24 protein-coding genes and 2 pseudogenes are annotated in these 26,957 nt (G+C 34.9%); 11 read left to right on the top strand and 15 right to left on the bottom strand.

Annotation, left to right across the window (positions count from 1 at the left end; translation table 11 throughout):
- Positions 1 to 339 precede the first annotated feature (339 nt).
- The 5 genes and pseudogenes from J3U59_RS12035 to J3U59_RS06065 form a co-directional block, all read left to right on the top strand.
- Positions 340 to 712 (top strand): annotated as a pseudogene (locus J3U59_RS12035) (PTS sugar transporter subunit IIA); the annotation flags it as partial.
- 47 nt (positions 713 to 759) lie between these two features.
- A pseudogene (locus tag J3U59_RS12030) lies at positions 760 to 1,308 on the top strand (PTS system mannose/fructose/N-acetylgalactosamine-transporter subunit IIB); the annotation flags it as partial.
- A 20-nt stretch (positions 1,309 to 1,328) separates the two neighbouring features.
- Positions 1,329 to 2,129, top strand: a complete 801-nt coding sequence (locus J3U59_RS06075) for a PTS mannose/fructose/sorbose transporter subunit IIC (protein WP_065633697.1) — start codon at positions 1,329 to 1,331, stop codon at positions 2,127 to 2,129.
- 17 nt (positions 2,130 to 2,146) lie between these two features.
- Positions 2,147 to 3,058 carry a PTS system mannose/fructose/sorbose family transporter subunit IID gene (locus J3U59_RS06070; protein ID WP_065633698.1) on the top strand — a complete coding sequence of 304 codons (912 nt, stop codon included), beginning with the start codon at positions 2,147 to 2,149 and terminating at the stop codon, positions 3,056 to 3,058.
- A gap of 148 nt (positions 3,059 to 3,206) precedes the next feature.
- Positions 3,207 to 3,581 carry a DUF956 family protein gene (locus J3U59_RS06065; protein ID WP_267333805.1) on the top strand — a complete coding sequence of 125 codons (375 nt, stop codon included), beginning with the start codon at positions 3,207 to 3,209 and terminating at the stop codon, positions 3,579 to 3,581.
- 267 nt (positions 3,582 to 3,848) lie between these two features.
- On the opposite strand, the gene J3U59_RS06060 is transcribed toward J3U59_RS06065, so the two are convergent.
- Positions 3,849 to 4,124, bottom strand: coding sequence for a hypothetical protein (locus J3U59_RS06060; RefSeq protein WP_267333806.1), 276 nt, complete (start codon positions 4,122 to 4,124; stop codon positions 3,849 to 3,851).
- Between the two features lie 431 nt (positions 4,125 to 4,555).
- On the opposite strand from J3U59_RS06060, the gene rpsP reads away from it, so the two are divergent.
- The 5 genes from rpsP (at position 4,556) to J3U59_RS06035 (ending at position 7,277) form a co-directional block, all read left to right on the top strand.
- Positions 4,556 to 4,804, top strand: a complete 249-nt coding sequence (rpsP, locus tag J3U59_RS06055) for a 30S ribosomal protein S16 (protein WP_025314644.1) — start codon at positions 4,556 to 4,558, stop codon at positions 4,802 to 4,804.
- A 24-nt stretch (positions 4,805 to 4,828) separates the two neighbouring features.
- Positions 4,829 to 5,359 (top strand): ribosome maturation factor RimM, encoded by a 531-nt coding sequence (gene rimM, locus J3U59_RS06050; protein ID WP_141671527.1) that lies wholly within the window; start codon positions 4,829 to 4,831, stop codon positions 5,357 to 5,359.
- 16 nt (positions 5,360 to 5,375) lie between these two features.
- Entirely contained in the window at positions 5,376 to 6,128 is a 753-nt protein-coding gene (gene trmD, locus J3U59_RS06045) for a tRNA (guanosine(37)-N1)-methyltransferase TrmD (RefSeq protein WP_267333807.1), read from the top strand.
- 31 nt (positions 6,129 to 6,159) lie between these two features.
- On the top strand, positions 6,160 to 6,510 hold the full coding sequence (gene rplS / locus J3U59_RS06040) for a 50S ribosomal protein L19 (protein ID WP_065633703.1): 351 nt from the start codon (positions 6,160 to 6,162) through the stop codon (positions 6,508 to 6,510).
- Between the two features lie 164 nt (positions 6,511 to 6,674).
- The gene (locus tag J3U59_RS06035) at positions 6,675 to 7,277 is read left to right on the top strand and encodes a MarC family protein (RefSeq protein WP_267333808.1); all 603 of its coding nucleotides are present in this window, start codon (positions 6,675 to 6,677) and stop codon (positions 7,275 to 7,277) included.
- Positions 7,278 to 7,411: 134 nt separating this feature from the next.
- On the opposite strand, the gene J3U59_RS06030 is transcribed toward J3U59_RS06035, so the two are convergent.
- The 4 genes from J3U59_RS06030 to J3U59_RS06015 are packed head-to-tail and all read right to left on the bottom strand — an operon-like array spanning position 7,412 to position 12,851.
- A complete protein-coding gene (locus J3U59_RS06030) occupies positions 7,412 to 8,806 on the bottom strand; it encodes an amino acid permease (protein ID WP_267333809.1) in 1,395 nt (464 codons plus the stop codon).
- 55 nt (positions 8,807 to 8,861) lie between these two features.
- Complete coding sequence (locus J3U59_RS06025; protein WP_267333810.1) at positions 8,862 to 9,968, bottom strand: alanine/ornithine racemase family PLP-dependent enzyme; 1,107 nt, start codon at positions 9,966 to 9,968, stop codon at positions 8,862 to 8,864.
- Positions 9,969 to 9,985: 17 nt separating this feature from the next.
- Positions 9,986 to 11,398: an APC family permease gene (locus J3U59_RS06020; RefSeq protein ID WP_065633707.1), complete on the bottom strand. Its 1,413-nt coding sequence runs from the start codon at positions 11,396 to 11,398 to the stop codon at positions 9,986 to 9,988.
- A 55-nt stretch (positions 11,399 to 11,453) separates the two neighbouring features.
- A complete protein-coding gene (locus tag J3U59_RS06015; protein WP_267333811.1) occupies positions 11,454 to 12,851 on the bottom strand; it encodes a diaminopimelate decarboxylase family protein in 1,398 nt (465 codons plus the stop codon).
- A gap of 257 nt (positions 12,852 to 13,108) precedes the next feature.
- Here J3U59_RS06015 and J3U59_RS06010 point away from each other — a divergent pair, with 257 nt between their 5' ends.
- Positions 13,109 to 14,545 carry a sigma-54 interaction domain-containing protein gene (locus J3U59_RS06010; protein WP_267333812.1) on the top strand — a complete coding sequence of 479 codons (1,437 nt, stop codon included), beginning with the start codon at positions 13,109 to 13,111 and terminating at the stop codon, positions 14,543 to 14,545.
- Between the two features lie 14 nt (positions 14,546 to 14,559).
- On the opposite strand, the gene J3U59_RS06005 is transcribed toward J3U59_RS06010, so the two are convergent.
- The 10 genes from J3U59_RS06005 to J3U59_RS05960 form a co-directional block, all read right to left on the bottom strand.
- Entirely contained in the window at positions 14,560 to 15,741 is a 1,182-nt protein-coding gene (locus tag J3U59_RS06005; RefSeq protein ID WP_267333813.1) for an NAD(P)/FAD-dependent oxidoreductase, read from the bottom strand.
- A gap of 98 nt (positions 15,742 to 15,839) precedes the next feature.
- Positions 15,840 to 16,049, bottom strand: coding sequence for a hypothetical protein (locus J3U59_RS06000; protein WP_267333814.1), 210 nt, complete (start codon positions 16,047 to 16,049; stop codon positions 15,840 to 15,842).
- 49 nt (positions 16,050 to 16,098) lie between these two features.
- Positions 16,099 to 17,064, bottom strand: a complete 966-nt coding sequence (locus tag J3U59_RS05995) for a hypothetical protein (RefSeq protein ID WP_267333815.1) — start codon at positions 17,062 to 17,064, stop codon at positions 16,099 to 16,101.
- 3 nt (positions 17,065 to 17,067) lie between these two features.
- The gene (locus J3U59_RS05990) at positions 17,068 to 17,673 is read right to left on the bottom strand and encodes a hypothetical protein (protein ID WP_267333816.1); all 606 of its coding nucleotides are present in this window, start codon (positions 17,671 to 17,673) and stop codon (positions 17,068 to 17,070) included.
- A 142-nt stretch (positions 17,674 to 17,815) separates the two neighbouring features.
- On the bottom strand, positions 17,816 to 18,412 hold the full coding sequence (locus J3U59_RS05985; protein WP_267333817.1) for a hypothetical protein: 597 nt from the start codon (positions 18,410 to 18,412) through the stop codon (positions 17,816 to 17,818).
- Between the two features lie 2 nt (positions 18,413 to 18,414).
- Positions 18,415 to 18,789 carry a hypothetical protein gene (locus tag J3U59_RS05980; protein ID WP_267333818.1) on the bottom strand — a complete coding sequence of 125 codons (375 nt, stop codon included), beginning with the start codon at positions 18,787 to 18,789 and terminating at the stop codon, positions 18,415 to 18,417.
- Between the two features lie 14 nt (positions 18,790 to 18,803).
- On the bottom strand, positions 18,804 to 19,496 hold the full coding sequence (locus J3U59_RS05975; RefSeq protein WP_267333819.1) for a hypothetical protein: 693 nt from the start codon (positions 19,494 to 19,496) through the stop codon (positions 18,804 to 18,806).
- Positions 19,497 to 19,793: 297 nt separating this feature from the next.
- Positions 19,794 to 20,360: a hypothetical protein gene (locus J3U59_RS05970; protein ID WP_267333820.1), complete on the bottom strand. Its 567-nt coding sequence runs from the start codon at positions 20,358 to 20,360 to the stop codon at positions 19,794 to 19,796.
- Position 20,361: 1 nt separating this feature from the next.
- Positions 20,362 to 23,922: a hypothetical protein gene (locus J3U59_RS05965; RefSeq protein WP_267333821.1), complete on the bottom strand. Its 3,561-nt coding sequence runs from the start codon at positions 23,920 to 23,922 to the stop codon at positions 20,362 to 20,364.
- Between the two features lie 11 nt (positions 23,923 to 23,933).
- Entirely contained in the window at positions 23,934 to 26,483 is a 2,550-nt protein-coding gene (locus tag J3U59_RS05960; protein WP_267333822.1) for a type VI secretion system Vgr family protein, read from the bottom strand.
- Positions 26,484 to 26,957 lie beyond the last annotated feature (474 nt).

Here is a 26,957-nt window from a genome sequence, read left to right as displayed (position 1 = left end):
ATAAAATAACAGTATCCATTATTAGATGGATGATCAATAATTAGCAAAATTTCGTAACAAAAATAAATGATTTTTTAAAAATAGATAAAATTCTTCTATAAAAAAATAGATTATCTATACTTAACTTATTAATAAATGTTATGATTTAACAGTTAATTATATAAAAATTAGGAATATAAACATTTGTTTTACAAACAACTATGTACCTCATATTTTTTATAAACAGACTATTTATGTTCAATATTTTTACATATGACTTAACTAAACCAAACTAGTTTTTGGTGCTCATTTAAAGTAATTTATTATTATCCAATGAGATAAATATTTGGAGGAAGATCTATGGTAGGAATTATTCTTGCAACTCATGGCGAGTTTGCAGAAGGGATTCTACAATCAGGAACAATGATATTTGGTGAACAAGAAAACGTTAAAGCGGTTACCTTGCATCCAAGTGACAGTCCTGAAAGTTTAAAAGAGAGAATGCTTGCTGCAATAGCAACATTCGATAATCAAGATGAAGTGCTTTTTTTAGTGGATTTATGGGGCGGAACACCTTTCAATCAAGCGAATAATTTATGTGGTGAACATAGTAATTGGGCGATTGTAGCTGGTTTAAACTTACCTATGTTAATTGAAGCTTACTCATCACGCTTTTCGATGGAAACAGCCAAAGAAATTGCATCAGCAATTTTAGAATCTGCTAAAGAAGGCATTCGCGCAACAGTTGAACCTGCCAAAACACAAACATCTAAACCCGCTGCAGCTATTCCAGAAGGTACAGTTGTCGGTGATGGAAAGATGAAAATTGTGTTAGCTCGTATCGATTCTCGCTTATTACATGGTCAAGTCGCCACTTCTTGGACAAAATCAACCAATCCTACCCGTATTATTGTCGTATCAGATTCAGTTGCTAAGGACCAGTTAAGAAAAAAACTGATTGAAGAAGCGGCGCCTCCTGGTGTGAAAGCAAACGTGGTTCCTATCAAAAAAATCATTGAAGTTTCGCATGATCCTCGTTTTGGCAATACCAAAGCTTTATTGCTATTTGAAAACCCTGAAGATGTATTAAGAACCATTGAAGGTGGTGTTGATATCAATGTTGTCAATGTTGGTTCGATGGCACATTCTGTGGGTAAGGTCATGGTTAATAAAGTGTTATCAATGAATGCACAAGACGTTGAAACCTTCGAAAAGTTAAAAGCTAAAAACGTCAAATTTGACGTTCGTAAAGTACCTAATGATTCTAACGATAATATGGATGAATTATTAAAGAAAGCGAAACAAGAATTAGCTGAGCAAAAGAATTAGTTTATTTAAGGGGTTATATTATGACATTATCAATTATTGCTATCATTTTGGTGATAGTTATTGCCTTCCTAGCTGGTATGGAAGGGATTTTAGATCAGTTTCAATTTCATCAACCTTTGGTTGCTTGTTCGTTGATTGGACTTGTGACCGGAAATTTAGAAGCGGGTATTGTATTAGGTGGATCATTACAAATGATTGCATTAGGTTGGGCAAACATTGGGGCAGCAGTCGCACCTGATGCAGCATTAGCCGCAGTGGCTTCATCTATCATTTTAGTTTTAGGTGGGCAAGGTGTCGCTGGTGTTTCAACCGCAATTGCAGTTGCCATTCCACTTGCTGTAGCTGGATTATTCTTAACTATGATTGTGCGAACCATTGCTGTTCCATTAGTCCATATGATGGATGCTGCAGCAGAAGAAGCAAATATTCGTAAAATAGAATTATTGCAAATTTTGGGGATCTGTTTGCAAGGTCTAAGAATCGCAATCCCAGCAGCAGCTCTTTTATTTATCCCTGCTGAAACGGTAAAAGGCGCATTAGAAGCGATGCCTGAATGGTTAACAACAGGTATGGCAATTGGCGGAGGAATGGTTGTTGCGGTTGGTTACGCCATGGTCATTAATATGATGGCAAACCGCGAAGTATGGCCATTTTTCATTATTGGCTTTGTGGTTGCAGCGATATCACAATTAACCTTAATTGCGCTAGGTGCGCTCGGCATTGCCTTGGCGTTAATCTATCTTAGCCTTTCTGAACGCGGAAACTCTTCAAATGGCGGCGATAAAGGCGATCCACTTGACGACATTTTAAATGATTACTAAGAACTTGGAGAAAAAAAATGACTGATAGAATTCAATTAAGCAAAAAAGATCGTTTAGCGGTTGCTTGGCGTTCGACTTTCCTCCAAGGTTCTTGGAATTATGAACGTATGCAAAATGGTGGTTGGGTTTACTCAATGATCCCAGCTATCAAAAAATTATATACCAGCAAAGAAGATCGCTCTGCTGCATTAAAACGTCACTTAGAGTTTTTTAACACTCATCCCTATTTAGCATCACCTGTGCTAGGGGTAACGCTTGCGCTAGAAGAAGAGCGTGCCAACGGCGCTGCGGTTGATGATGTTGCGATCCAAGGGGTGAAAGTTGGGATGATGGGACCGTTAGCTGGCGTGGGTGATCCAGTATTCTGGTTTACAGTAAGACCAATGCTTGGTGCACTTGGAGCATCGCTTGCACTTAGCGGTAACATTATGGGGCCAATTCTATTCTTCTTACTTTGGAACATTATTCGTTGGAGCTTCATGTGGTATACCCAAGAGTTTGGTTATCGTACTGGCTCAAAAATTACCGATAATTTATCTGGTGGTTTACTCCAAAAAATTACGAAAGGTGCGTCTATTTTAGGGATGTTTGTACTGGCGGCTTTGGTACAAAGGTGGGTATCGATAAAATTCCAACCAGTCGTTTCAACCGTAAAATTAGATAATGGTGCATTTATTGATTGGAATGCATTACCCGCTGGTGCGGAAGGCATTCAAAAAGCATTACAACAAATGCAAGCTGGATTATCTTTGACACAAGAAAAAGTGACTACCTTGCAAAATAACTTGGATCAATTAATACCAGGACTTGTACCATTACTTTTAACATTTTTATGTATGTGGTTACTACGTAAAAAAGTCTCACCTATTATCATTATCCTTGGATTATTTGTTGTAGGTATTATTGGCCACGTTATTGGTCTTTTATAAAAGATAATGTTTTAACCAACGTATTTTTAAAATATACCGTTTTAGTTTAAAGCAACAAATTCTTAATAATCAAACTATCCTTTTCATCACATAACAATGATGAAAAGGATATCATCACTAATTCAAGTCTGGTTTAGGGACACAATAGATGGTTCAATCATTAAACACGAAGATTGATTTAACGGTAAAAGCAACAGCATTTACTGGTTTAACGGAATATGGCAATATTATAATCGGAGACAAAGCTTTTGAGTTTTATCATCAGCATGATCCGCGCAAATATATTCAAATTCCTTGGAATGAAGTCGATTTTGTTATTGCATCGGTACTATTTGGTGGTAAATGGATTCCACGTTATTCAATTCAAACCAAAAAAGATGGTACTTTTACCTTTGCTTCTAAACAACCTAAACAAGTACTTAGAGCTATTCGTGTTTATATTGATGGACAAAAAATGGTACGTTCACTAGGTTTTTTTGACGTGTTAAAACGAGCTTTCTTTAAGAAAAAAACAAAAAATTAAGACAATATTAAGTACAATATACAAATAAATTAATATATTAATTTATCATGTTATTATTCCTAATAAATTGATAAAATTTTTAAGCTGATTTTAGTAATTGTCGATCTCTTTGCTTAATCAGATAAACTGCTCTTTTGAGCAAGATGCCTTCAAATAAGATTATGGCAATATTGTCATGTTCAAATTGAAATAAGGTTAACCTAGTTGTAATACTAATCCCATGATTAACTGAAACTAATCCCACCATAAATGTCTACAGCCTAACTTCTATAGCATATTAAATGTTATAGCTGCGTCAATTGTTTTATTATAAATACAAATAATTATACCTTTTAAAAAAGCAATAAATTTATGCCTTTCTAACCCCTTTAATTCAACCGATTGTTTCTGCTCAAGAACATTATCTTTGTGGCAAATCAAATAAAACTCACCTGAAAACAATAAATCTGCATGAATATCTTTTAAAGTCGGTATTTCTGCTAATATTGCCATTACAGAACGAGTTGCCGATTTTTCGCAAGTAACGTTTAAACAAATAGCCAAAGATCATGTTACCGTCATGGGTGATGTGCTCGTAAAGCTGTCAAAGAGATTATTGCAATTGACTCAACGCTAATTGAATGACAGCTAGTCAAACAGTTATCAGCTATTTGGAGGTATAAAAAAATTGTGCAATCACCCGTGGCATAACTTGTTCTTTAGCGCTTGATATGCATGGAAAAGGGCTAAGTGCGGCATTAATGGGTAAAGATATAGATTAAAACGACTGTTAATGATTGTTTTTTGAACCGAATCAACCCCAGTAATTATTATTGGTGAGATTGATTATTTATAGATATTGATTAATAAATGTATTACCTTTTATCAGCCATAAACAGCCATTGCACTTTTTGCCAGAAAGAGTATAATTTCGGGGCTTTGATTTTGTCCATGTTGGACAAGATAAAGATTATTTTTTAATTTAAGAGGATGTTATGGTAACTATTCGTTTAGCTCGTGGTGGCTCTAAAAAGCGCCCTTTTTATCAAGTAGTTGTCACTGATAGCCGTAACCCACGTGATGGTCGTTTTATTGAGCGCGTTGGCTTTTTTAATCCAATTGCACAAGGTAAAGCGGAAGAATTACGTTTAGATCTTGATCGCGTAAATCATTGGGTAGGTTTAGGTGCAACCGTTTCTGATCGTGTTAATACATTGATCAAACAAGCACAAAAAGCTGCTTAATATTAGTAACTAATAGTAATTGTAATGATGAATACTGAGAATCTAATTGTTGTGGGTAAACTTGGTTCAAGCTACGGCATTCGTGGATGGCTCAGGATTTTTTCGTTTACAGAATTTCCAGATAGTATTTTTGATTACACACCTTGGTATATTCAGCGTGCTGGGCAATGGCAAGAAGTAATCGTAGAAAGCTTTAAACCCCATAATCAAGACATGATTGTGAAACTCAAAGGTGTTGACGATCGTGATCAAGCCAATGCATTAACTAATGCCGAAGTATTTGTCGATGCAGAAAAATTACCAGAACTTAATAATGGTGATTTTTATTGGAAAGATCTGATTGGTTGCCGAGTAAAAACAATTAATGGCTACGACTTAGGTCAGGTTACTGATTTAATGGAAACCGGTTCTAATGATGTGTTGGTTGTTAAAGCAAATCTAAAAGATGCATTTGGAGCAACAGAACGTTTAATTCCTTTTGTTGAAGAACAATTTATTAAACAAGTTGATTTAACAACAAAAATGATTGTGGTCGATTGGGATCCAGCATTTTAATTGGTAAGGTAAGAATATGTGGATTGGCGTAATTAGCCTTTTTCCCGAAATGTTCCAAGCTATTACCTGTTATGGTGTAACTGGTCGAGCCGTAAAAAATGGACTGTTAACAGTAGATTATTGGAACCCGCGCGATTTTGCGCATGATAAGCATAAGACTGTCGATGACAGACCTTATGGTGGCGGTCCCGGCATGTTAATGATGGTACAACCACTTAGAGATGCCATTCATGCAGCGAAAGCAGTAGCAGGTAACGATACAAAAGTAATCTATCTTTCCCCGCAAGGGCGCAAATTAAACCAACAAGGTGTTTGCGAGTTGTCACAATATCAAAAATTGATTTTGATTTGTGGTCGATACGAAGGTATAGATGAACGCGTTATCCAAACCGAAATTGATGAAGAATGGTCAATTGGGGATTACGTGTTAAGTGGCGGTGAATTACCGGCAATGACCATGATTGATGCTCTAGCAAGATTTATTCCTGGCGTGTTGAATCATGAATCATCAGCAGAAGAAGACTCTTTTGCTAACGGTTTACTTGATTGTCCACACTATACCAGACCAGAGGTGTTAGATGGAATGGCGGTGCCCGATGTGTTAATGTCTGGTCACCATGAAGCGATTCGTCGCTGGCGATTGAAACAATCACTAGGACGAACTTGGTTGAGAAGAGACGATCTTCTTGAAAATCTAGCTCTGACTGATGAAGAGCAATGTTTACTCACTGAATTTCAACAAGAATACCGTGATAAACAAAGCAACTAAAATTTCAGTATAACTAGTAAGAGATAACATTATGAAAAATGCAATTATTCAGCAATTAGAACAAGAACAAATGAAAAAAGACATCCCGTCTTTTCGCCCAGGCGATACGATTGAAGTAAAAGTATGGGTTGTTGAAGGTAACAAAAAACGTCTTCAAGCTTATGAAGGTGTGGTTATTGCAATTCGCAATCGTGGTTTACATTCTGCATTTACAGTACGTAAAATTTCGAATGGCGAAGGTGTTGAACGAGTATTCCAAACTCACTCACCAATTGTTGATTCAATTACTGTGAAACGTCGTGGTCAAGTACGTCAAGCTAAACTTTACTACTTACGCGAACTTCGTGGTAAAGCGGCTCGTATTAAAGAGCGCCTTAACTAATTCTTTATTGGTTAATGATTTAAAAAAACAATATAAAATATATCTGTCTAATGATGGTCACCTTTACGGTGACCGTTTTTATATTTAAAACATACTGTTTCCTGCCAACTATCTAGCGTTGACAAAGTTAAAGCAAATTTTATTATTCTTTTGAAGGTTATGCTATGGGTGACTATCTTTTCGAAATTCTTGCAACAACTATAAAATTGTTCGCATTAATGACACCACCAGCAGTTTTGAGCGCATTTTTAAGTGGCACAAAACAATATGATGAACAACTACGCCGCAAAACAGCACTTAAAACATCGTGTGCCGTTTTTATTATTGGTATTGTGTTATTCTTTTTTGGTAATACTATGTTTAGTGTTTTTGGTTTTACTCTTGATGCATTTAGAATTGGCTCCGGTGCGTTACTCTTTATTACAGCGGTTTCGTTGATGAATGACTCACCAGAAAAGAATAAAATAAGTAGCGATGAAGATATTAGTGTTGTGCCCTTAGCAATTCCTTTATGTATGGGGCCGGCATCCATTGGTACCATCATTGTGTTAGGTTCGAGTTCGTTGGGTGTTGTACAAAATTTGATTGGTGCAATATCATTATTCATTGCATCTTCAGGTATCTATGCTATGTTGCTATGCGCTAAAACAATCGCTAAAGTGCTAAAAAATACCGGTATATCAATTTTATCAAAATTGACTGGATTACTTATATCCGCTATTGCGGCACAAGTTGTTTTTACTGGTGTAGCTGCTTTTCTAAAATAGTACAAACAAATTGAGATATAATTAACAAAACATGATTATATTTGATTTCAACAATAATACAGTTTGCTACTAATAATCAATCCTATGTAATCAAGACAATATGTTTATTGACTCGATTACATACAAAGTGCCGATTAATGGCTTTTGTCGGGATTACGTTTTTTATAGAAAAAGTAAGAAATAAGAATAATAGCAATTAACACTAGCTCAGATAATAGAATGAAGTAACCTGACTCATCAAACCAAACCCCCATAATAATCACTGTATTTGCAATAATTGATATAATGGCTAACCAAGGAAATAAAGGCGATCTGAATTTAATCATCTCTTTAGGGTACTGACCAGTATTGACGCCTTTACGAAAACGATACTGGCACCAAGCTATAACAATCCAAGCAAAACAACCGACCTGTCCGGTACCTGCAACTAAATAGATATAAAGTTTTTCAGCCGCAATATATTTAGAAAATAAGGATACTAATGCAATAAGTGCAATAAATAAAATCCCTTTTGTTGGTACACCGCGTTTATTGACATCTGAAAAATATTTAGGGGCTAAGTTATCTTGAGCCATAGACCATAACATTCTTGAGCTAGCATAAATTGCTGAATTAGCAGCTGAAATGGCAGCACAAAAAATAACAAACAGCATCCCATAAGAAGCAAAGCTAATACCTGCCTTATTAAATACCCATATAAAAGGGCTGATCTCGGTATGTTCTGTGCCATAAGGATAAACCAGTGCTAATACCGCAATCGCTAACACGTAAAACAAAATGATTCGAAAAGCAACGCCAGTAATAATTTTGGGTAATACTGCTTGTGGTGATTGCGCTTCACCAGCAGCATTACCAATTAACTCAACACCTTGAAACGAATAAGTTACAATGGTCATACAGACAAAAATCGATAAAAAACCATTTGGAAACCAGCCATGTTCTGTCTTAAGTGTTGGTAACACGTGGGTTTGGTTATATTCTTGACATAACAAATAAATGCCAATACAAATAAACGCAATAATCGCCAAGACTTTAATGGTTGAAAACCAATATTCACTTTCACCAAATGCACGAACAGAAGTTAAATGCACACAAGTAATAACTGTAAGGATTAAAAGACTAAAAAGATAAATAGGAATTGCAGGAAAAACTTGATGGGCTATCATAGCAGCAGCAGTCAAATCAGCTGCCATCGACAGCACCCAACTTAACCAATATAACCAACCAATGGTATAACTCCAAATTGGGTTCGGAATAAACATTAATGCATAATGTTGAAAAGAACCAGCGTGGGGAAAAGCACAAGAAAGTTCACCTAAGCATAACATAGTTGCAAGCATAATACTGCCAGCCATTAAATAAGCAATAATAGTACCTAATGGGCCTACTGTACTAAGCGGTGCTGCAATACCAATAAATAATCCCGTACCGATTGATCCCCCTAACGAAATCATCAATAAGTGACGATTTTTTAGATTTTTCTTTAAGCTACTGGGATAAGGACTTTCTTGTGATTCTGATGTTGCCATGTAAACCGCCTAATAATTAATAACAGCTGCTGGCGTAACCAGCAGCTAACACGAATTAATAAATAAAACGTTTTTCTACACCATTTGTTTGGCAAGCCATAAGTAAGGCTGTGTAATCAAGTTCAAAACCAATGGTATCGCCAACACGCAATGTTTCAGTAACATCTTCAATATCGACAATAGTATGATCACTGGTCTGTCCTAAAACAGTAATACTATCATTAATCGGTACACAGTTTTCAGACGGTACATCTTGACGTCCAAAAGCGAGAAGTGCGCGTTTACGCGTACCATGATCAACAAAAGTTTTACTATTTAAAAACGCATCTACACCTAACTCACCAACAGGAACAGTTGGTTTACTATTGAGTTCAATAATTTGCGCATACAATTTATACAAATTACTGCATGCTTTATCGACAGGTTTATTTGAGTGATGGAATTCATCTAAATACTTCATATCCACATACTCAATACCAAACTCATGTAAACCACCAATTCTGATGTGATTTAAGCCTTCAGGCCAAACACCTTTATCAAGTAAATGATAACTCGTACAGTTACCCGCTGATAAATATTTGATCTTAATGTTACAAGCTTGCTCTACTTTACGCGCAATTTGTAAAAAGTCTACTCCATTTTTTACAGTCGGTAAAACCGTACCATAGCAATTGAAGTTTGTTCCAAGACCATAAAGTTCAACACCCGGTAACGATAAGATAAGCTTGACAGTATCGATGATATCATCAACATGTTCAAACCAAATACCTTCACGTAAATCACCCATATCCACCATTAATAAAACCTGATGAATTTTCTGCTGTTTAACCGCTTCATCAGAAAGTGCTTGGATAACTTGTTTTTCACTGTTTAAGCTAATGTCAGCATATTTAACAACATCACTAATTTCACTCAAACAAGGACTACGTAATAAACACGTTTTGCAATTTAACGCGTCTTTAAGTTTTTTTAGATTGTAAGTTCTTGACTCGGCAATTACATCAATACCACCATCAAGCACCGCCTTGGCGGTTTCAACGCAACCGTCAAAGACTTTATTGACCGCCATCACTTCAATGCCGTGCTTAGCAAGTATCTCTTTTTCGACTCGCGCATTATTCCTTAATTTGCGCAAATCAATTTCCAATATAGGTTTGTACATACTCTTACTCCTCTATATTATTGTTGTTGCAAACGATTACGTTTTTGTGCTCGGTAATATATCCATTCAGCTAGGACAATTGCAAGCACTGCACCACCAACAATTTTCGCAATATACTCAACATAACCACCCATATCAATTTGTGCAGGTGGAATAAAGACTAAGATCACCGCAAATAGCGTAGATAAGAATCCTAAACCGGGTAAAACAATTGGTAATACTTTACCTGGTATCTTAAAGCTACGTGGTACATCTGGTTGAGTAATACGTAAACGATAGTAAGCAATAAACATCACTAAGTAAGGAATAAAGTAACAAATTGTTGTTAATGCGGTTAACATCCAATAAGCTGCCGCAATACTTGGTGATACAAACGTTGAGAAACAAAGTACCGTTACAATTATTGCTTGGATAACTAAAGCAAATGCTGGTGTTTGATATACAGGATGTAAACGACCAATACGTTCACCAAGCAAATTATCTTCTTTAGATGCTTCTTGTAACATATAAATAGGACCAACTAACCATGAGTTAATTTGACCTAATGCACCAAAGAATAAACAAATTGCCATAACCGGTAATAACCAAGGCATATGTAACTCTTTAGCCGCTGCTTCCATCGCTTGCATTACGCCAGCAACAATATCAGTATCAGCAGCAGGTAATAAAGTATTAATTGCCCAAGTACCAATCATGTAAATACCAACAATTACAATTGCCGATACCGCCATCGCTTTAGGGAAGTCTCGTTGTGGATCACGAGTACGTCCAGCAATCATAGGTGCCACTTCAAGACCAGCAAAAGCAAACATCATACTAGATAAAAACACGATGGTGTCCCAACTGCTTAAATCTGGGATCCAATCACTAACATGACTATAATCAGTTGCCATCGGGTGACCAGTTAATAACCAAACAATGGCTAATAACACAATAATTGCAGCAGGAATAAATACCCCAAGCCATGCACTCACACTATTGATAATTTTGGTCCACTGCATACCGCGAATATTCATCAGTGTCAAAATCCAGAATACCACCATCGATCCTACACCAATAAACACCTGATTTTGCGCCAAATCGGCACTAAACATATAGCCAATTGCGGTAAAACCAAATTGCAACATGAGTGGGAAAAACAGCACACAAGAAAATAAGAAGCAAACAACAACAATCCAACCAATGCGTTTACCAAACGCTTCTTTTACCCACACAAAGATCCCACCATCTTTCGGCCAACCTGTGGAAAGTTCACCACAGACCATCGCTAATGGGAAAAACAAACAAAATGCAGCAAGTAACCAAAGCACCATTGCTGATGCCCCATAAGGCGCCACATTAGGAATTTGACGTAAACTTAGTATTGCAATAACATTCATAAATACAATGTCTTTAATACCAAGTAAACTTGAACCTTTAGAATCACTCATAAAATAACCTCACATTATAATATCTGGAGCACGATGTGCCCCAGATAACTCATGATTAATACACGTCGTATCCAACCATATCTTCGTAAGTGTCCTCACGGCGAATCAATCGATCTTTGCCTTCTTTATCAATCATAACAACAGCAGTACGTGGGCGATTGTTATAAACAGTTTGACTTTCGATGGTATAAGCACCCGCATCAAGGAAAGCAACAATATCACCAATTTGAGTATCTTTTGGCATTAAAAATTCTTCACCTTTAACCCCTACATGATAATAGTCGCCGCCATCACATAATGGTCCTGCTAATTTGATGTATTCATCATGTGCTTCGTTGATTCTTGAAGCATTGAAAACATAGAAGAACCAATCAAAATGTTGACTATCAGAAAGAACACTATAACCTGCATCAACAAATTTCCATTCAACATGCTCTTCGATGTTACCGTCTAAATCGTAATTAGTCTTACGTTTTTCACAAGCTACTTCGGTTAACAATACAGCAGCTGAACTTGTTACTTTACGTCCTGGTTCAATACAAATTTCAACATCTTTACGCCATTTGTGTACTTCTTTAATTACCGCATCAGCAAAATCTTGTGCTGTAATACCTGCGTACATGTTGTCTTCTAATGGGTTACCATTTTCTTCATCATATTTATATGGAACAGGAATACCACCACCAACGTTGATTAAATCAAATTTAATGCCAAGTACTTCTTCTAAACGGCGTGATTCGTCAACTAATACTTTGGTTGCTTTAGCAAAAGGTTCTGCTTCAGGTACCTGATCGCCAACATGCATATGTAAACCACGTAAATGAACATAAGGCATTTCAAGAATACGACGACAAGTTTCTTCAGCTTGTTCAAGGTCGATACCTGATTTAGCATGATAAGCAGTGACTAACTCTGCATGAGTTGCAGAAGGTACATTTGGTTCAACACGGACACACACGTTTGCTACTTTTTTCAAACGCTGTGAAATTTCATCAATAATATCAAGTTCATATAAGCTATCAACATTAATAATATAAAGATCATTTTTGATAGCAAATTCTAAATCAACAGGTTTTTTAACCACACCGTTGAAAACAATTTGGCTTCCTGGAAAACCAATTTCCAAACATTTACGCACTTCAAACATTGAATTAGCTTCAGCGTAAATACCCGCATCTTTAATCGCTTTGAGTACGCCCATGACTGAACAAGTTTTAGATGCATAGAAAATTTTGGTATTTGGATGTGCCTTAAATGCATCTTTAATTTCTTGAACGTTACGATCAATTTCTTTTTCAGAAAACACATAAAAAGGGGTTGGATATTTTTTGGCTAAATCGACTAAATCAATGCCATCAAAACAAAGTTTGCTACCTTCCGCACTAAAACGACGATCTTTGGTTATAAGATTGGTGCGTATTTTGTTATAATTAGACATAATTGTGTCAGACATATGACCTCCAGTTAATTAGTACATAAAAAAGTACACAATGAATAAGAAAAAAGGCTTTTCTCAGGTAATGCAATCAGCATGCCAACTTAAAAACAATTAAAAAATCAATAAATTAAATATATAGGCATAGAAATAATATTAGTCATTTAGTAAAAAATATGTTTTTATGACGAATATTTGTCATTATTAGTGATGGTTGAACAAACTAAAACTAGTTATATTTAGCAAATAATCCTAATTTCAAAGGTACGGATATCATGATAATCGATCCTGAATTATTAAAAGCATTAGAACTATTTAAACATTTTTTTGATTTAATGCATCAGCCAATGGCCATTATTGATAAAGAAGGTAAATATATTTATTACAATCAGGAAAGCGCAGATCTTGATGGTTACTCAGAAGAGCAAGCTATTGGTAAACCATTGCTCAAAGTTTATCCTAATTTGAAGAAAGAAGATAGTACAATGTTACAAGCATTACAACAAGGTAAGGAATATCAAGATAATTACCAATCTTACTATAATCATTTAGGTAAACTTGTTGATTATTTACATACTACAGTACCACTTTACAACAGTAAAAAAGAGATTATTGGTGCGGTAGAAATAGGCCGTAATTTATCTGATGTAAGGCAACTTCAAGATCAAGTCTTCACACTCAATAGAAAACTGTATCAAAATAAAGAACAACCTTTACCTGAAATTGTTTTTGTTTCGAATAAAATGCAGGATGTTATCGATCAAACTAATATTTTAGGTCGAAACGATGTTCCTGTACTGATTGTAGGTGAAACAGGCACGGGCAAAGAATTATTTGCTCGATTAATTCATCAAACCAGCCATCGCCGTGATAAGGCTTTTATTTCACTTAATTGTAGTGCATTACCGACAACGCTTATCGAAAGTACTTTGTTTGGAACCGTTAAAGGGGCATTTACGGGTGCTGAAAATCGACAAGGTTATTTAGAACTCGCCAACGGAGGCACACTATTTTTAGATGAACTTAATGCTATGCCTTTAGATATGCAAAGCAAATTATTACGATTTCTTCAGGAAAAAACCTATTGGCAATTAGGGGGGAATAAAGAGATACATTCAGATGTTCGAATTGTGGCAGCAATGAATGAATCCCCAGCGGAACTGTTACAAAGTGGTAAAATGCGTAGCGATCTTTTTTATCGTTTAAATGTTGGTTTAATTAAATTACCCGCTTTACGAGAACGAACAGAAGATATTCCGGTTTTAGCGCGTTATTTTATCGATAAACATAAAAATGATTTTAACGTTATTATTAGTGGTATTAGTGAACATGCACTTAAACAGTTAATGTCAGCACCATGGCCTGGCAATGTAAGAATGCTAGAAAATGCAATTGTACGAAGTATGGTATTACAAAGTGAACCGGGCGAATTACAACAAATAACCTTAGATGAAGAATTATTTGATATTAACAGCCCATATGCCGTAGTTGAAACAAATAATCAATCCGACAAAAATAATCCAACTACCCCACCTAACGGTAATAATTTAACTGAACAAGTGGAAAATTATGAACGTCAATTAATTATTGATGCATTAAATCAAGCCAATGGCAAAATTATCACTGCGGCTAAATTATTGAATATTTCCCGTACAACTTTACAATATAAAGTCAAAAAATATCATATTCAAATGGGTGTTATCGATAGTTAGATAACAATATAAAATCAATTAAAGCTCTGTGCGCAAGCAAAAGCGCTACTCCAAGCCCACTGAAAATTATACCCACCTAGCCAACCAGCAACATCGACAACTTCGCCGATAAAATACAGGTTTGGTTGGGTATTGGCTGCCATTGTTTTAGATGAAAGTGCATCAGTACTCACGCCGCCTAAGGTCACTTCGGCTGTTCGATACCCTTCAGTACCATTTGGAATAATGCGCCACTGGGTTAACTTTTTATACAATTCAAACTGTTGTTTTGGATTAAGCTGCTTAACAATAGTGTCAGAAATGAAATTAAGTTGTATTAATACCTCAACCAATCTTTTAGGTAGAATTTGTGCTAAACAGTTTTTTAGACTTTGATTACGATTATTTTCCAGTAAAGGCTTAAATGCCGATTCAAACTCTAAATCTGGTAAAAGATTAATAACGATTTCTTCTCCTACTTGCCAATAACTCGAAATTTGTAGAATCGCCGGTCCTGACAATCCACGATGAGTAAAGAGTAGATTCTCTTTAAAACTGATTCGTTCATTAGATACTTCAACTAAAACAGCAATTCCTGATAACGAGGATAACACGTCTAACAAAGGCTTATGTAACGTAACTGGCACAAGCCCCGCTTTGACTGGCACAACAGGAATCGAAAATTTTTCGGCAATTTTATATCCAATAGCGGTCATACCTAGTGCTGGCATCGACTGTCCACCGGTTGCAATAATTAGTTTATCAGTATCAACAAAGCCTTGAGAAGTAGATAACTTAAATCCTTGCTGTTTAGCCTCCACATCTTCAAGTTGTGTTTTTAACATAAACTTAACTTGCCCTTTCTGGCACTCTTGAATAAGCATATCAACAATATCTTGAGCTGAATTATCACAAAATAACTGACCATGATCTTTTTCATGATAGGCAATATGATATTGATTAACGAGTTGGATAAAATCCCATTGGGAAAATCGTTTTAATGCAGATTTACAAAAGTGGCGGTTTTGCGAAATATAATGTTTTGCCTCAACATCGAGATTAGTAAAATTACATTTACCGCCACCAGACATTAATATTTTACGTCCTAATTTTTTACCATTATCAATGACTGTTACATCAAAGCCTTTTTGACCAAGTAATCCCGCACAAAAAAGCCCAGCAGCACCAGCACCGACAATTGTTATTTTGGTTTGCATAACTGATATGTCCAAAAGAAAAGGTGCTAGATTATAACAGTATACAATTGCCACTTATAGTCGTCATTTTATACTTGATTAAATGCATTAGCTGAAACTTATTTAAAACACCAATATAATGGTTCATAATCGTATAAGATTAACTTCTCTTCTAACTTTTTCATTTCGTTAGACAATTCAATTTGCTCCGGTGTTAATTTCTTGTCGGGGGCATCTTTATAATCAGCGGGAAAACGCTCATAGTCTCTTCTTTGTTGATTCTCATTGTCAATAAAAACTAACTGAGAAGTTTCTTTTTTTATGCTCATAAGACATTAATATCAGCTACCTCAAATTTTAGTTATTATTATAATAAGATTACTCAGCCAATTTTTGATCTATGCCCTCTATTTTTTGATATAGTTGTTCTGTTAAACATTTGGTAATCTTATTGGTAAAATTCTTCGTTTCATCCTGATAATTCGGCGGTTTTGAACTTAAACACACCATATTAATTTCTTTGTCTATTATTTCCATAAACTCGTTAACTTGAGGATTTTTAGTTTCAAGAAAACTTAGTTTTTGAAATAAAATATTATGATAGTAACGATAAGATTCTATACTACAACTAGTTGAGTATTCTTCTTGATAACAAGTTTTTAGTTTATTAATTTGATATTTTGATGTTTGAGGCGAACCTTCAAGAATTTTAAATTGATCGGGATAAGTAATTTGATATTTATAACCTTCGTCAATTGATAATGCTTTAAGTTGAAACTGTAAGTTTTTTTTATCTATTTGATAATGCTTCCAAAATATTGGTTTTACACTGGTTTCGACATCTTTTACCAATAATACATAAACATCCATATTAGGTGATATATAATAGTATTGATTACTTAACCAATAATAACCTTCAACATCATAAGAACTATTTGCCAATATAATTTTATCTACAAACTTTCCTTTATGAAAAAGGAATAAGTTAAGCTCTTTAACTGGATATATTTTATTATTAACGGTTTTATTATAGATTTTTTTATTAATAGTAAGCTTTACATCATCTACATCATATATAACAACATTATTTTTAATAATGTCATATAAATTTTCAAAATATGAAGCTATTTGATTAATTGGACAACGCTCAAGTATTTCTTCTCGTTCAGTATTTGTAATATGCCAAAAATTATCGGTTTTTTCGCAATCTTTTGCTAGTTTAGAGATATCTATCGCGTCAAGAATAGATTTACCTTTATAGTTCTCAATAATATTAATTTCCTCCCCATAACAGCAAAAACTGATGAAAAATAAAACTATTTTAATAAATAATAAATTTTTCATTACTTAATCCTTTATTGTGTTAAAAAAGCCTGAAGAACTCATTTGATATTGCTTTTCTTTGGTATAAATTTTTTTATCTTTTGGATTTTCATCTAGCTCAAATAGATTTTGTTGTTGATGTTGTTTTATTAATATTTTACCATCAGGCTTTATTACAAAATCATTCCAATAGGATATTTCGCCATTTTGAATTTTGTACAAAAGTATTGCATCCATCAAATTTCCGTTATTATCATAACTATATAACTGAAAAGTAAAAACTTTGTTATCATTTTCACCTATAGCCATTTGGATAATGCCTTTATATAAAATGTCCTTATAATAAAAATAGCAATGAGGAAAATAAAAAGTTGTTTTAGTAAGATATTCAAATAATTTTGGCTTAAATGAAAATTCTTTATTGGTAAATCTTAATGGAAATGGCACATTAGGGGAAAGATATAAGCCATATTCTCCCCAATAGTAATACTTTTTTAACTGATTAGAAGAATAGGGCAATTTAATTTTATGATAGTAACATAAATCACTTTTTAAATTTTCTGACAATGCAATATTTACATTAAATAATGATAATAGGCAGATAATGATAACTTTTTGAATAAATTTCACTATTAAATTTCCTTAATGTTATTCATGCTTAATACAACATCTTAATTAAGATTGTATTTTTTATTAGAATTTATTTAATATCAGCGAATAAAAGTGATGAAGAAAGTACCTAATTATTCTAACTAAGGCTTTGTCATGTTTATTATTCAAAATTAATATTACCCATACTATCAATTAAATAATAACTTACCTTATGTTGTTCAGTCATAAGCTTTTCTGTTTCTATATCAATGCAATATTCTGATTCTAGTATTTCAAATTTCTTATTTTTATAAATACGTGTTCTTTTATTGATTGAGCACTCTGCTTGTGCACCATCCACAACAATCATTTTGCTTATCAATTGATTACTCTTATCAAAAATCTGTAATTCAAGAGTGGGGAGGTTATAATATGAATCTTGATCATTACGATCCCAATAAGCAAAAAGGAACACATTTAGCTTGTTATCAAGCGGAAGCTTTTTAAATAATATAGCTTCACCTGTGTAAGGTTTTCTATGCTCAACCATACTTAATAGAGGTGTATTGGGATCATAAAGCGCATTCAATGGATTTTTTTCATCATATATTTGATTATTATCCGCAAAAAAGTCTTTCAAAGAATGATAGGAAGATGTTTTTTTTGAATATCCTTTAAATTCATAAAGGATATTATTAAGATCTTTATTTTTATCTTCTGCAAAAGAAAAAAACGAGATAAATAAAATGCATATATAGAAAAATTGAAATCTGATCATTTTTAATCCTGTACATTTTTAATTAAGTTAAAATCAAAACCGCATATATGTAAATGGTGATAATGATCATATCCATTTGGCGGAGCTTTCTTCATATGCTTTGTATATTTAAGTAAGGTATTTGATTGTTTCTTATATGTAAAATATTCAGAATACATTAACGACGTTCTAGCCCAACCAAATTTATATAATGTAGTATTAAATTTTTGTTGCTCATCAAAATCAAAAGTTGAATAAGATAGCCAAGTTAGCTCACCATTTCTGTTTTCTAATATATACCTTAGGTCTCCTGCAACCCCATTTATATGAGATTGGCTTATAATTGGCTGTAAAACTATGGGATTTATATCCCTAAATTGATATAGCACTTTACTCAATTAAAACAAGCTGACTATTTATTTTTAAAATTTTTATTTTTACAAACCAATTTAAGACCGCCATTTTCGAACTGACATTTTATTTCATCCAGCAAATTAAACTTTCCTTTGGTATTAATTTTGTAATGTTGCCACAAAGTCGCAGATGCGCCTTCTTCTACTAACAGATGTTCAAATAACCAAATATTTAATTGTTTATCGATGTAAAAATCTAATGTCACTTGAGCCATATCACTTCCATAATCTTCATTATAATAAACAATAAGTTGATTTATTATTTTGCTCGATGATTCGATAAACATCGTAATAATAAACTTGGTGGGTGAAATTGCACATTCACCTTCAAGCTGTTTTTCTTCAACAAGGCATTTTTTTGTATCGGTCGTTTTTTTTAAATAAATATTAAATTGTTTGGATTGATATAAATAGACAATTTTATTTTTTTGTAGTTCTTCAAATATATTATTAGTATTCTGGGTTGAAGAAAAGGTCGATAATTTGCATCTTTTATGATAATCTTCCCTAGCTTTATCAGAAAAATAATCTTCAATCCAACAATTATCGTTAATATCCTTAACCAGCTTCTTATTTATAATTTGAGGCGTTCCCACAGGTAATAAATTAGTATGAGTTAAAGCGTTTAATGAATGTGAACATGCTAAAATAGGTAAAAATAATAAACCATAAAATAAAGACTTTATCTGCATTATAGATAGACCTCGGCTATTTCGTATTGAAATTTATCAAAGTGCATATGACTATTGTGTAAATTATTACCATTTTCTCCGCCAAGAGTGATTAATTTCTCATAGTGAGGAATATAAGAAACATATCTTTCATCTGTTGTATTAGGGGTAACAACTAATTATTTATTGAAATTAAATTTATGCGTCGCAGTATTGGTGCTTATTTTTTGAATAATTAGCCTATTATTACCTATCCTTAGATAGTATTGAAACCTAACCAAATTTTTTATCTTGTATGTCCCTTTGGAACAAATAGTGCTATTGTGTATTTTTCAATAATTCAAATTTTCCAGAATTTTGATTTACTTTATACTTTTTCCAATTTTCTGCTGTTGTTGATTCTAAATCATAAGTAAAATCCAATGTCCATAATTCATAATTTTTAAAATAATATAATTTCTCTGTAGCCAAACTGTCATTGGGATCATTTTTATATTCGTAACATATTATAGAATCTACCTTTTCATTATTTTTATAAGATAATAATTCTATTTCTATAAAAAATTGATTGTCATTTTTTATTTTTTTCAATTTTAACTCAACATTATTTTTTAGTTTAGAAATTGTTATTTCATCATCATCTAACTTACTAAATTGAAGATAATAATTGTTTTTTATTTTGACGATTGTGCATAATTTAGATTCACCTTTACAAGTTTTATTAACGGATAATATAAATTTTTTACTTGATATCAATTTTTCTCCTTGTAACTCACTAAATGATAATAAATCTTTGTTTTGATTTAGTGCATTTACAGAATTAATATTAAACTGAGTAAATATTACAGTTATGAACAATGCTGAAATATAGATTAAATTTTTCATATTATTTTATTTCCTTTACAGAGCTATCATCAAAACCTGAATGTAAATGAGAATCATGGAGAGTACCTTTCGTTTCTTGTGTTGCATTATCAAATTTCTTTTTATTTTTTCCTGTTATTTGTTTATTAAAATTAAATTTATGCATTGCGTTGATAAATTTTTGCTCATCATCATCATTCAAATATAAAGTATCAATACTTTTTCCATTCACATGTTCAGAACTAGGAAAGCAAGAAGCTTCGTAAAAGCAACTTCCTGTCGTTGTCAATTCAAAACCGACCTCAGCTAAAGCACCTATAAAACCAGCGAAAGGAGCTGGACCTGTATATCGCCTTTTAGTATTACTAAATTGATATTTAATTATAATGTTACCTTTCACATAATTAATCTCATCAGGCATTCGAACTATTTCAATTTCTTCATCTAACGCTACATACTTTCGCCAAATCAATCCCTCTGATGGATGCCGCCCATATTCAGCAATATCACCATTTTTATATTTAACTCTTTTCTGAGTATCTCCTTCATTAACATTCTCTTTATACTCAAGAATGTTTGCGTCATTTCGATTTGGTTCACTTACCGTAACACCATTTTTTTTCTTTTTCGTTGTATGCCAATCCACTATACATACTTCATGCTCGTTTTTATGTTTATCATGATAAACATATTGATATTTTCGCTCAAAACCAGGGGATATTTTTTCGGGTATATGCTTTTCGATTTTTCCATCCTGATAGATATGATAAGTCACAATGCCTGCTTTAAATTTAAAGTAATTCATAAGGGCAACTGGGTGCATAAACCAAACCTCACCGTTTTGGCTTAACGTGGCAGGCGTTGATGATGTTTCGGTTTGTTGCTTTGAGCTGTCTTCTGTTTTATCTTTTTCTGTTTCAGTGTCACTTTGTTCTGTCTGTTGACTTTGCTTAGCTAATTCTTCGACTACATCGTCCCACCACAGCATTTTTGTCGCTTTTTCTTTGGTTTTTTCCCATAATTCTGACTTCTCTTCTAACTCTTTTATTTTACCCAATAAGTTAAGTTGCTCCGGTGTTAATTTCTTGTCGGCGGCATCTTTATAATCAGCGGGAAAACGCTCATAGTCTCTTCTTTGTTGTTCTAAACCTTGTTTTATTGATTCTTGTTCGCTTGCATCAAACTTACTAACATATGCATCACGTTTTGCTTCATCACCGTCTTTTATATAACCCAAATAGTTTTCAACATCATCGGTCATTTCACTGTTTAATGCTTCCCATTCCGGCCGCTTTCCTTCCGCATCCAGCCCTTCATACCATTCACTTTTATAATGAACTAACAACCGTCCCAGTGCCGTTGTTAATGGGGGTTTTTCCGCTATTCCCTTAAAACAGTCCTGTGTTAATGTCGCATATTTATTACTATTTTGAATATATTGCTTATCTAATATTGTTAGGGTCTCTTTGATGGTTGGCTTGTAGTGCTCAAGTGAGGCATTATCTTTGTTTCGGGTTGTCGCTTGTTTCGCATTCAGATAAAATTCTTTTAAACTGCCGGTTTCTCTAATCTGTTTAAAATCAAACCATTCCCAACCACTGACTTTTTTTACACCCTCACTACCAATAAATGTCCATCCTTTAATAGGAACATTTTTACTATCCAGTGCATACTCTATCTTTAACCATAAGGTCCCCTTTTCATCAATTGCACGTTTATCATTCCCCATTAAATCTTTATCATTTATATTCAGTAGCAACGGTGGCATATCAACTTCATTTTTGCTACCGGTTAACTCACTCTCTTGTAAGGGAAATTTACTCCATGCCGGTGTGGTACTGGCTAAATCTTTTAGATTACCTTTTTCTTTTAGTTTATCCTGTATCTCGTTATTATGTTCTATCCATAATGTTTTGGTTTCACTTTTTGATATTTGAATCTCTATTTGTAACCAGTTGATATTCGATTCTTTACTCAGTACTTTTATTTCCGAACCTTTGAAGCACTCACCTACTGTTGAATCCGAGTCTGATGGTAACGCCAGTAATTTTGCACCTTTTGATATGCCAACCAATGTTTTATCTTCATCAGGTACTTTACTTGCCTCTGCCTGCGTTTGGGTGATGAACGTCGGTAAATCTTCACAAGTAAAACACTCCACATGTAAACCCGGCCGAAATCGACTTTTTTCTATCCCACCACCTAAGGGTATAGTATCGATATCAATATAATTACCGTCTTTATCCGTTTTTTTATCAATAATATCAATAATCTCATTTCGATTATGACCAATATGACCGACTAAATCACCCGCATTGATGGGAAAAGGTTTATCTAATACCACAACCTTATTATATTCTTTGCCTCGGGCGATATTTTCGAGACTATCATACCAAACCAATTTTTTCTCTGTAGGTAAGGGGATTGTCGGTTGTCCATTACCTATTATTTGAGTTAATTCAACATACGTTTTAGGTTTTTTATCACCGGTTATTTTTATTTGAGTACCCTCTGGTAACATAGTCAGTATATTTTTTTTACTTTCATCCCTGACTCTTAGTCCTTTTGATTTGGCTAATTGACTATCTTTACCTTTTATATCAAATGTGGATTCAGTCAGTTGCTTTCTAGTACCAGTGAAAACCCAGCCTATAATCTTCTTTCCTTCATGCTCATAAGGGGTTAATACTGGGATTGAACAATAGCCTTCCTGTAACGATGTGACTGCATACCATTTATAATCTTCGCTATGTAGCTCAAGATTCAACTCCACTTTAGTGCCCGTTTGTAATACCGCAAGGATTTCTCCTTCTGTTAGGTCAGGCATTTTTCGAATATTTAGTCCTTCGACAAAATCTAAACCTTTATCAATGACTCGGTAAATATCTTGCTCCCAAAATGCCGGCGCAGGCTCTTTGGGGTTATCTTCATAGTACTTGGTATCAGCCAAATGCATATATAAACTGTAGAAATACAGTTGATGACCGGGCTGTTTGGGTTTAGCCGTTTCTGTAGCAGGCGGTGTGCCTGCTGTTGATGAGTCACCGGTTGTCGTTGGGGGAGTTGGCGTATTAGTATTTGTGCCCGTTGGTGATGTTTGTACCGGCGTTGTAGTTGTAGGCTGTGTATTTGACGACGGTGATACATTGGCTGCTGGCGCTGTTGAATTTTCAGTTGAGCTATTTGTAGCTGCGTCGGTTGATGTCTCACCTTCTGTTGTTGCAGGCGGTGCCTCTTCAATTCGTTCCATTTCAAGCAGATGACGAACTAAAACAAAACCGGTTGAGAAAAAATCAACCTTATTACCATAATCAACTTTTTGATAATTGTCATTAACCCGATAAGCAATAACTTCACCATCGGCTATACAATACACTTTGCTGGGTTTATCATTTACAATGCCTAAATTCTTAAGCACATCTTCATCAAAGTGAATGCCTCCATGCACAAGCTTATTAACGCTCACAGGATAAAAACCGGTTTGCGCTAACATTAAAGCTTCATGATAACGGCTAGCATTTAATTGATTTGGGTCATTGGTAACGACCGGGTATGTCCATTTTTTTAAGGGTGTTAATGCCATTATTGATTCCTTTATCCTGAAAAATTGATGAGTTCAGTGTTAATTAAACGCATCAGTGCTACATCAATATCACTGGATGTAAATTTTAATTTGTCACTATCAATAGTTGCCGCTCCCATTTTTTGCAAGGTATTGCTTTTTATATACACATTACCAGCTGTACCGAGCTCAATCCCCTCTTCACTGATTTTGATATAAGAGCCACCACAAATTAAGGTGATTTTTTGACTGGCTGTGATTGTCTGCTCACCATCAACACTGTCAATTTTGATATCCTGTTTGGCGGCCATATTCAGGTTGGCATTTTGCGCTTGTAGGTTTATATCACCCTGGTTAGCAAAAACTTTCATCCCCGATTTGTGGGCAAATAACCCCAATGATTCACCACCAGACAGGGTGATGTTTTTTAATGCAGTGATATCAGTCTGGTTTTCACTGGTTAAGGAAATACTGCTACTCGTAGATAGCTGGATGTTTTCAGGACTGGTTAACGCAATGCCCTCCTGTGCATAAGCTAAAATGCCACTTTGCGCCAGCTCAGTTAAGTTTGCCTTGAGCTGATTTTGACTGTCGGTATCAGCACTGTGTGCTTCCGATTGTTTAGCCGCATTTTGCAGGGATTTAGCTATCGATAAGGCGTTTTCTAGTTGCGCAATCGCGCCTTGCATATCCAGCTGTTTGCCCTGCGCTTTCGGCTCGGTTTGGGTAGTCAGATATAACCCCTTTGCCGCCGCTAAGGCGCCCCATTCATCAGTGCGCAGTTCAAACCCTTCACCTCGCTGCTCTTTATTCTGGTTAACTAAGTGACCAATATTAAGCTGGGTTTTTCCATATTCAGTGGCTAACTTGATGTGCTCCTGACCGCGTTTATCATCCATCCGCAGTTTATTGTTGGTCGCTGTGCGAATCACATTGCGATGTTTGTTGGCCGTTGCAACATGGTCAGGGTGAGCACTGTCATGCATCGCATAAGCAATATAAGGGCGGTCAGGGTTACCGTTAGTAAAGGCTATCGCCACCTCCGTACCGTCAATAAGCGGAAAGTGAAAACCGTAACTATCACCTGCATACGGTTTTGCCAGTCTCACCCATAAGCTCTCTTCACCGCTGTTCCAGCTTTTCAGGTCAAAGTTAAACTTAACCCGATACCGACCCTGAGTGTCAATATAACCATAGGTGTCATTATCCGGACTGGTTACCCGTGCCGGTAAGGTGCCGCTGATTTGTGGCCATGCTATCGGTTTAGGGCGGTACGGTTTTAATACCTGATACGGGATGGCGGTAAATACTACTTCATAAGCATCCGTGCGGTTACCGTGCCCAGCCACACTTATAATGATAAACCCCTCTTGCGTATCGGCTAACGGGTTACCTGTTATGCAAATACGTTGCCCCGGTACTAGCTGACAGCGGTTACTTTTACCGCTGATGATTACCTGACTACTGATTGCCTGTTCATGACGAATACGCGCATACCATGTCCCACTTTCAATGCTGTTATCCTGGTCACCTTCGCGGTTACCATTTTGCTCCCCTGCCGCAAAACGGTTGGCTGTATCGCTATCACGACCCGCATTAGCCGTGCCGTTATCATTCAATCCTTTATAGTGCTCTTCATAACGGTAATTCGTGCCATACGTCGTCGCGTTTGTTGGCTGACTGTTCACTTCCGTTTGTAAATTGCTGCCTGCATCCCGGTAATTATAATCCTGCACCTGAACTGACGCTTCAACCATCTGACTGTGTAAACCCATATCCCACACACTGTCAACGCCTGCATCTAAAGTGCCACTCGGTAGTTTGTAGTCGATATCCTTTGCCTGCTGATAGCCTTGTTCGTAATCACTTAAGACCATAACATCACAACTGTGCTCAGCATGCGTTTCAAAACGAAACCAAATCCCCACATCGGCTAAAATTCGTTGAATAAAAGTCAGGTCACTCTCCTGCCATTGGGTGATAAGCTCCCGGACCGGATAACGATTTTTTAATTCTAAACGGTAGTCAATGCCGGTAAAACCATGTCCACGCAGCACCTCTTCAACAACGCCCACCACACTCAAATTTTGAAAAATAGCGCTGTTATGACTGAGAGCCAGCTTTGCCAGCACCGAGGACAATACCACCTGATAGTGCGCTTGCTCTTTATTGACCGATAACTGACTAAACTCAGTAATCACCCCGTATACAATGCGTAAATCGCCTGACGATAACAGGTCGGTCAACGAGGGATCGAGCGGAGCAAAAGCACTTAAGGTATTAAGCGTTTGCGTTACCTTTGAGACAATATTGAAATTATTCGCCGGGTGAAAAATAAATGCGGCTTTTTGATGTAAAACCGAGTCAAGCGTGAGGTGTTTATCTGAACTTGTAAAGGAAATGCGATAATGCCAGGGCTGGTTAAGGGCTTCATCACTGCTTACCTCTAATACCGATATTGCTGAGCCTAGTGCTTCTATTGTTAATGTGTAACGATTATGGCTGATTGCACCATTAAGCCCATTACTCACACCTTTACCATATTGAGTAATAAGAGTGGCTATTCCTTTTTCCATATCCATATAATCCTCTCTATCAGATTCAGATCTTATGAATAAAGTTATATTCAAATATATGTTAAATGATTAACATTCTTTAAATTCACAATTATTCAGCATTATTTTCTTATTAAATCAGATGATTATTTTGCTAAATATTTAAAGCATCTGTATTAATTTAAATGTTATAAGCATAAAAAATACACTATATTAGATTACAAAATACCTATTTTTGAGTAATTTGCAATCACTTTGTTTGTTTATATTGAATTTTTAATTCAAAAAGCGATATTAAGCTAATTTAATAATATTAACTAATTGGTTAAAAATAAGTTAATCCTGCTGGATAAGTTTTTTTTACAAACACTTTTGTCTAGAATAATTAAATTCTCATATAATTTCATACTTAAACATCTAAATTTAGTTAAACTTATTTACAAAAATAACAATTATCATTGATATTAATTATATAATTTTTTTTGAGAATAAAAGCCATAT

Origin of the sequence: Gilliamella sp. B3783 (assembly GCF_026536125.1) — a bacterium.
Taxonomy (GTDB): Bacteria; Pseudomonadota; Gammaproteobacteria; order Enterobacterales; family Orbaceae; genus Gilliamella.
This window is presented reverse-complemented; position numbering and strand designations above follow the sequence as displayed.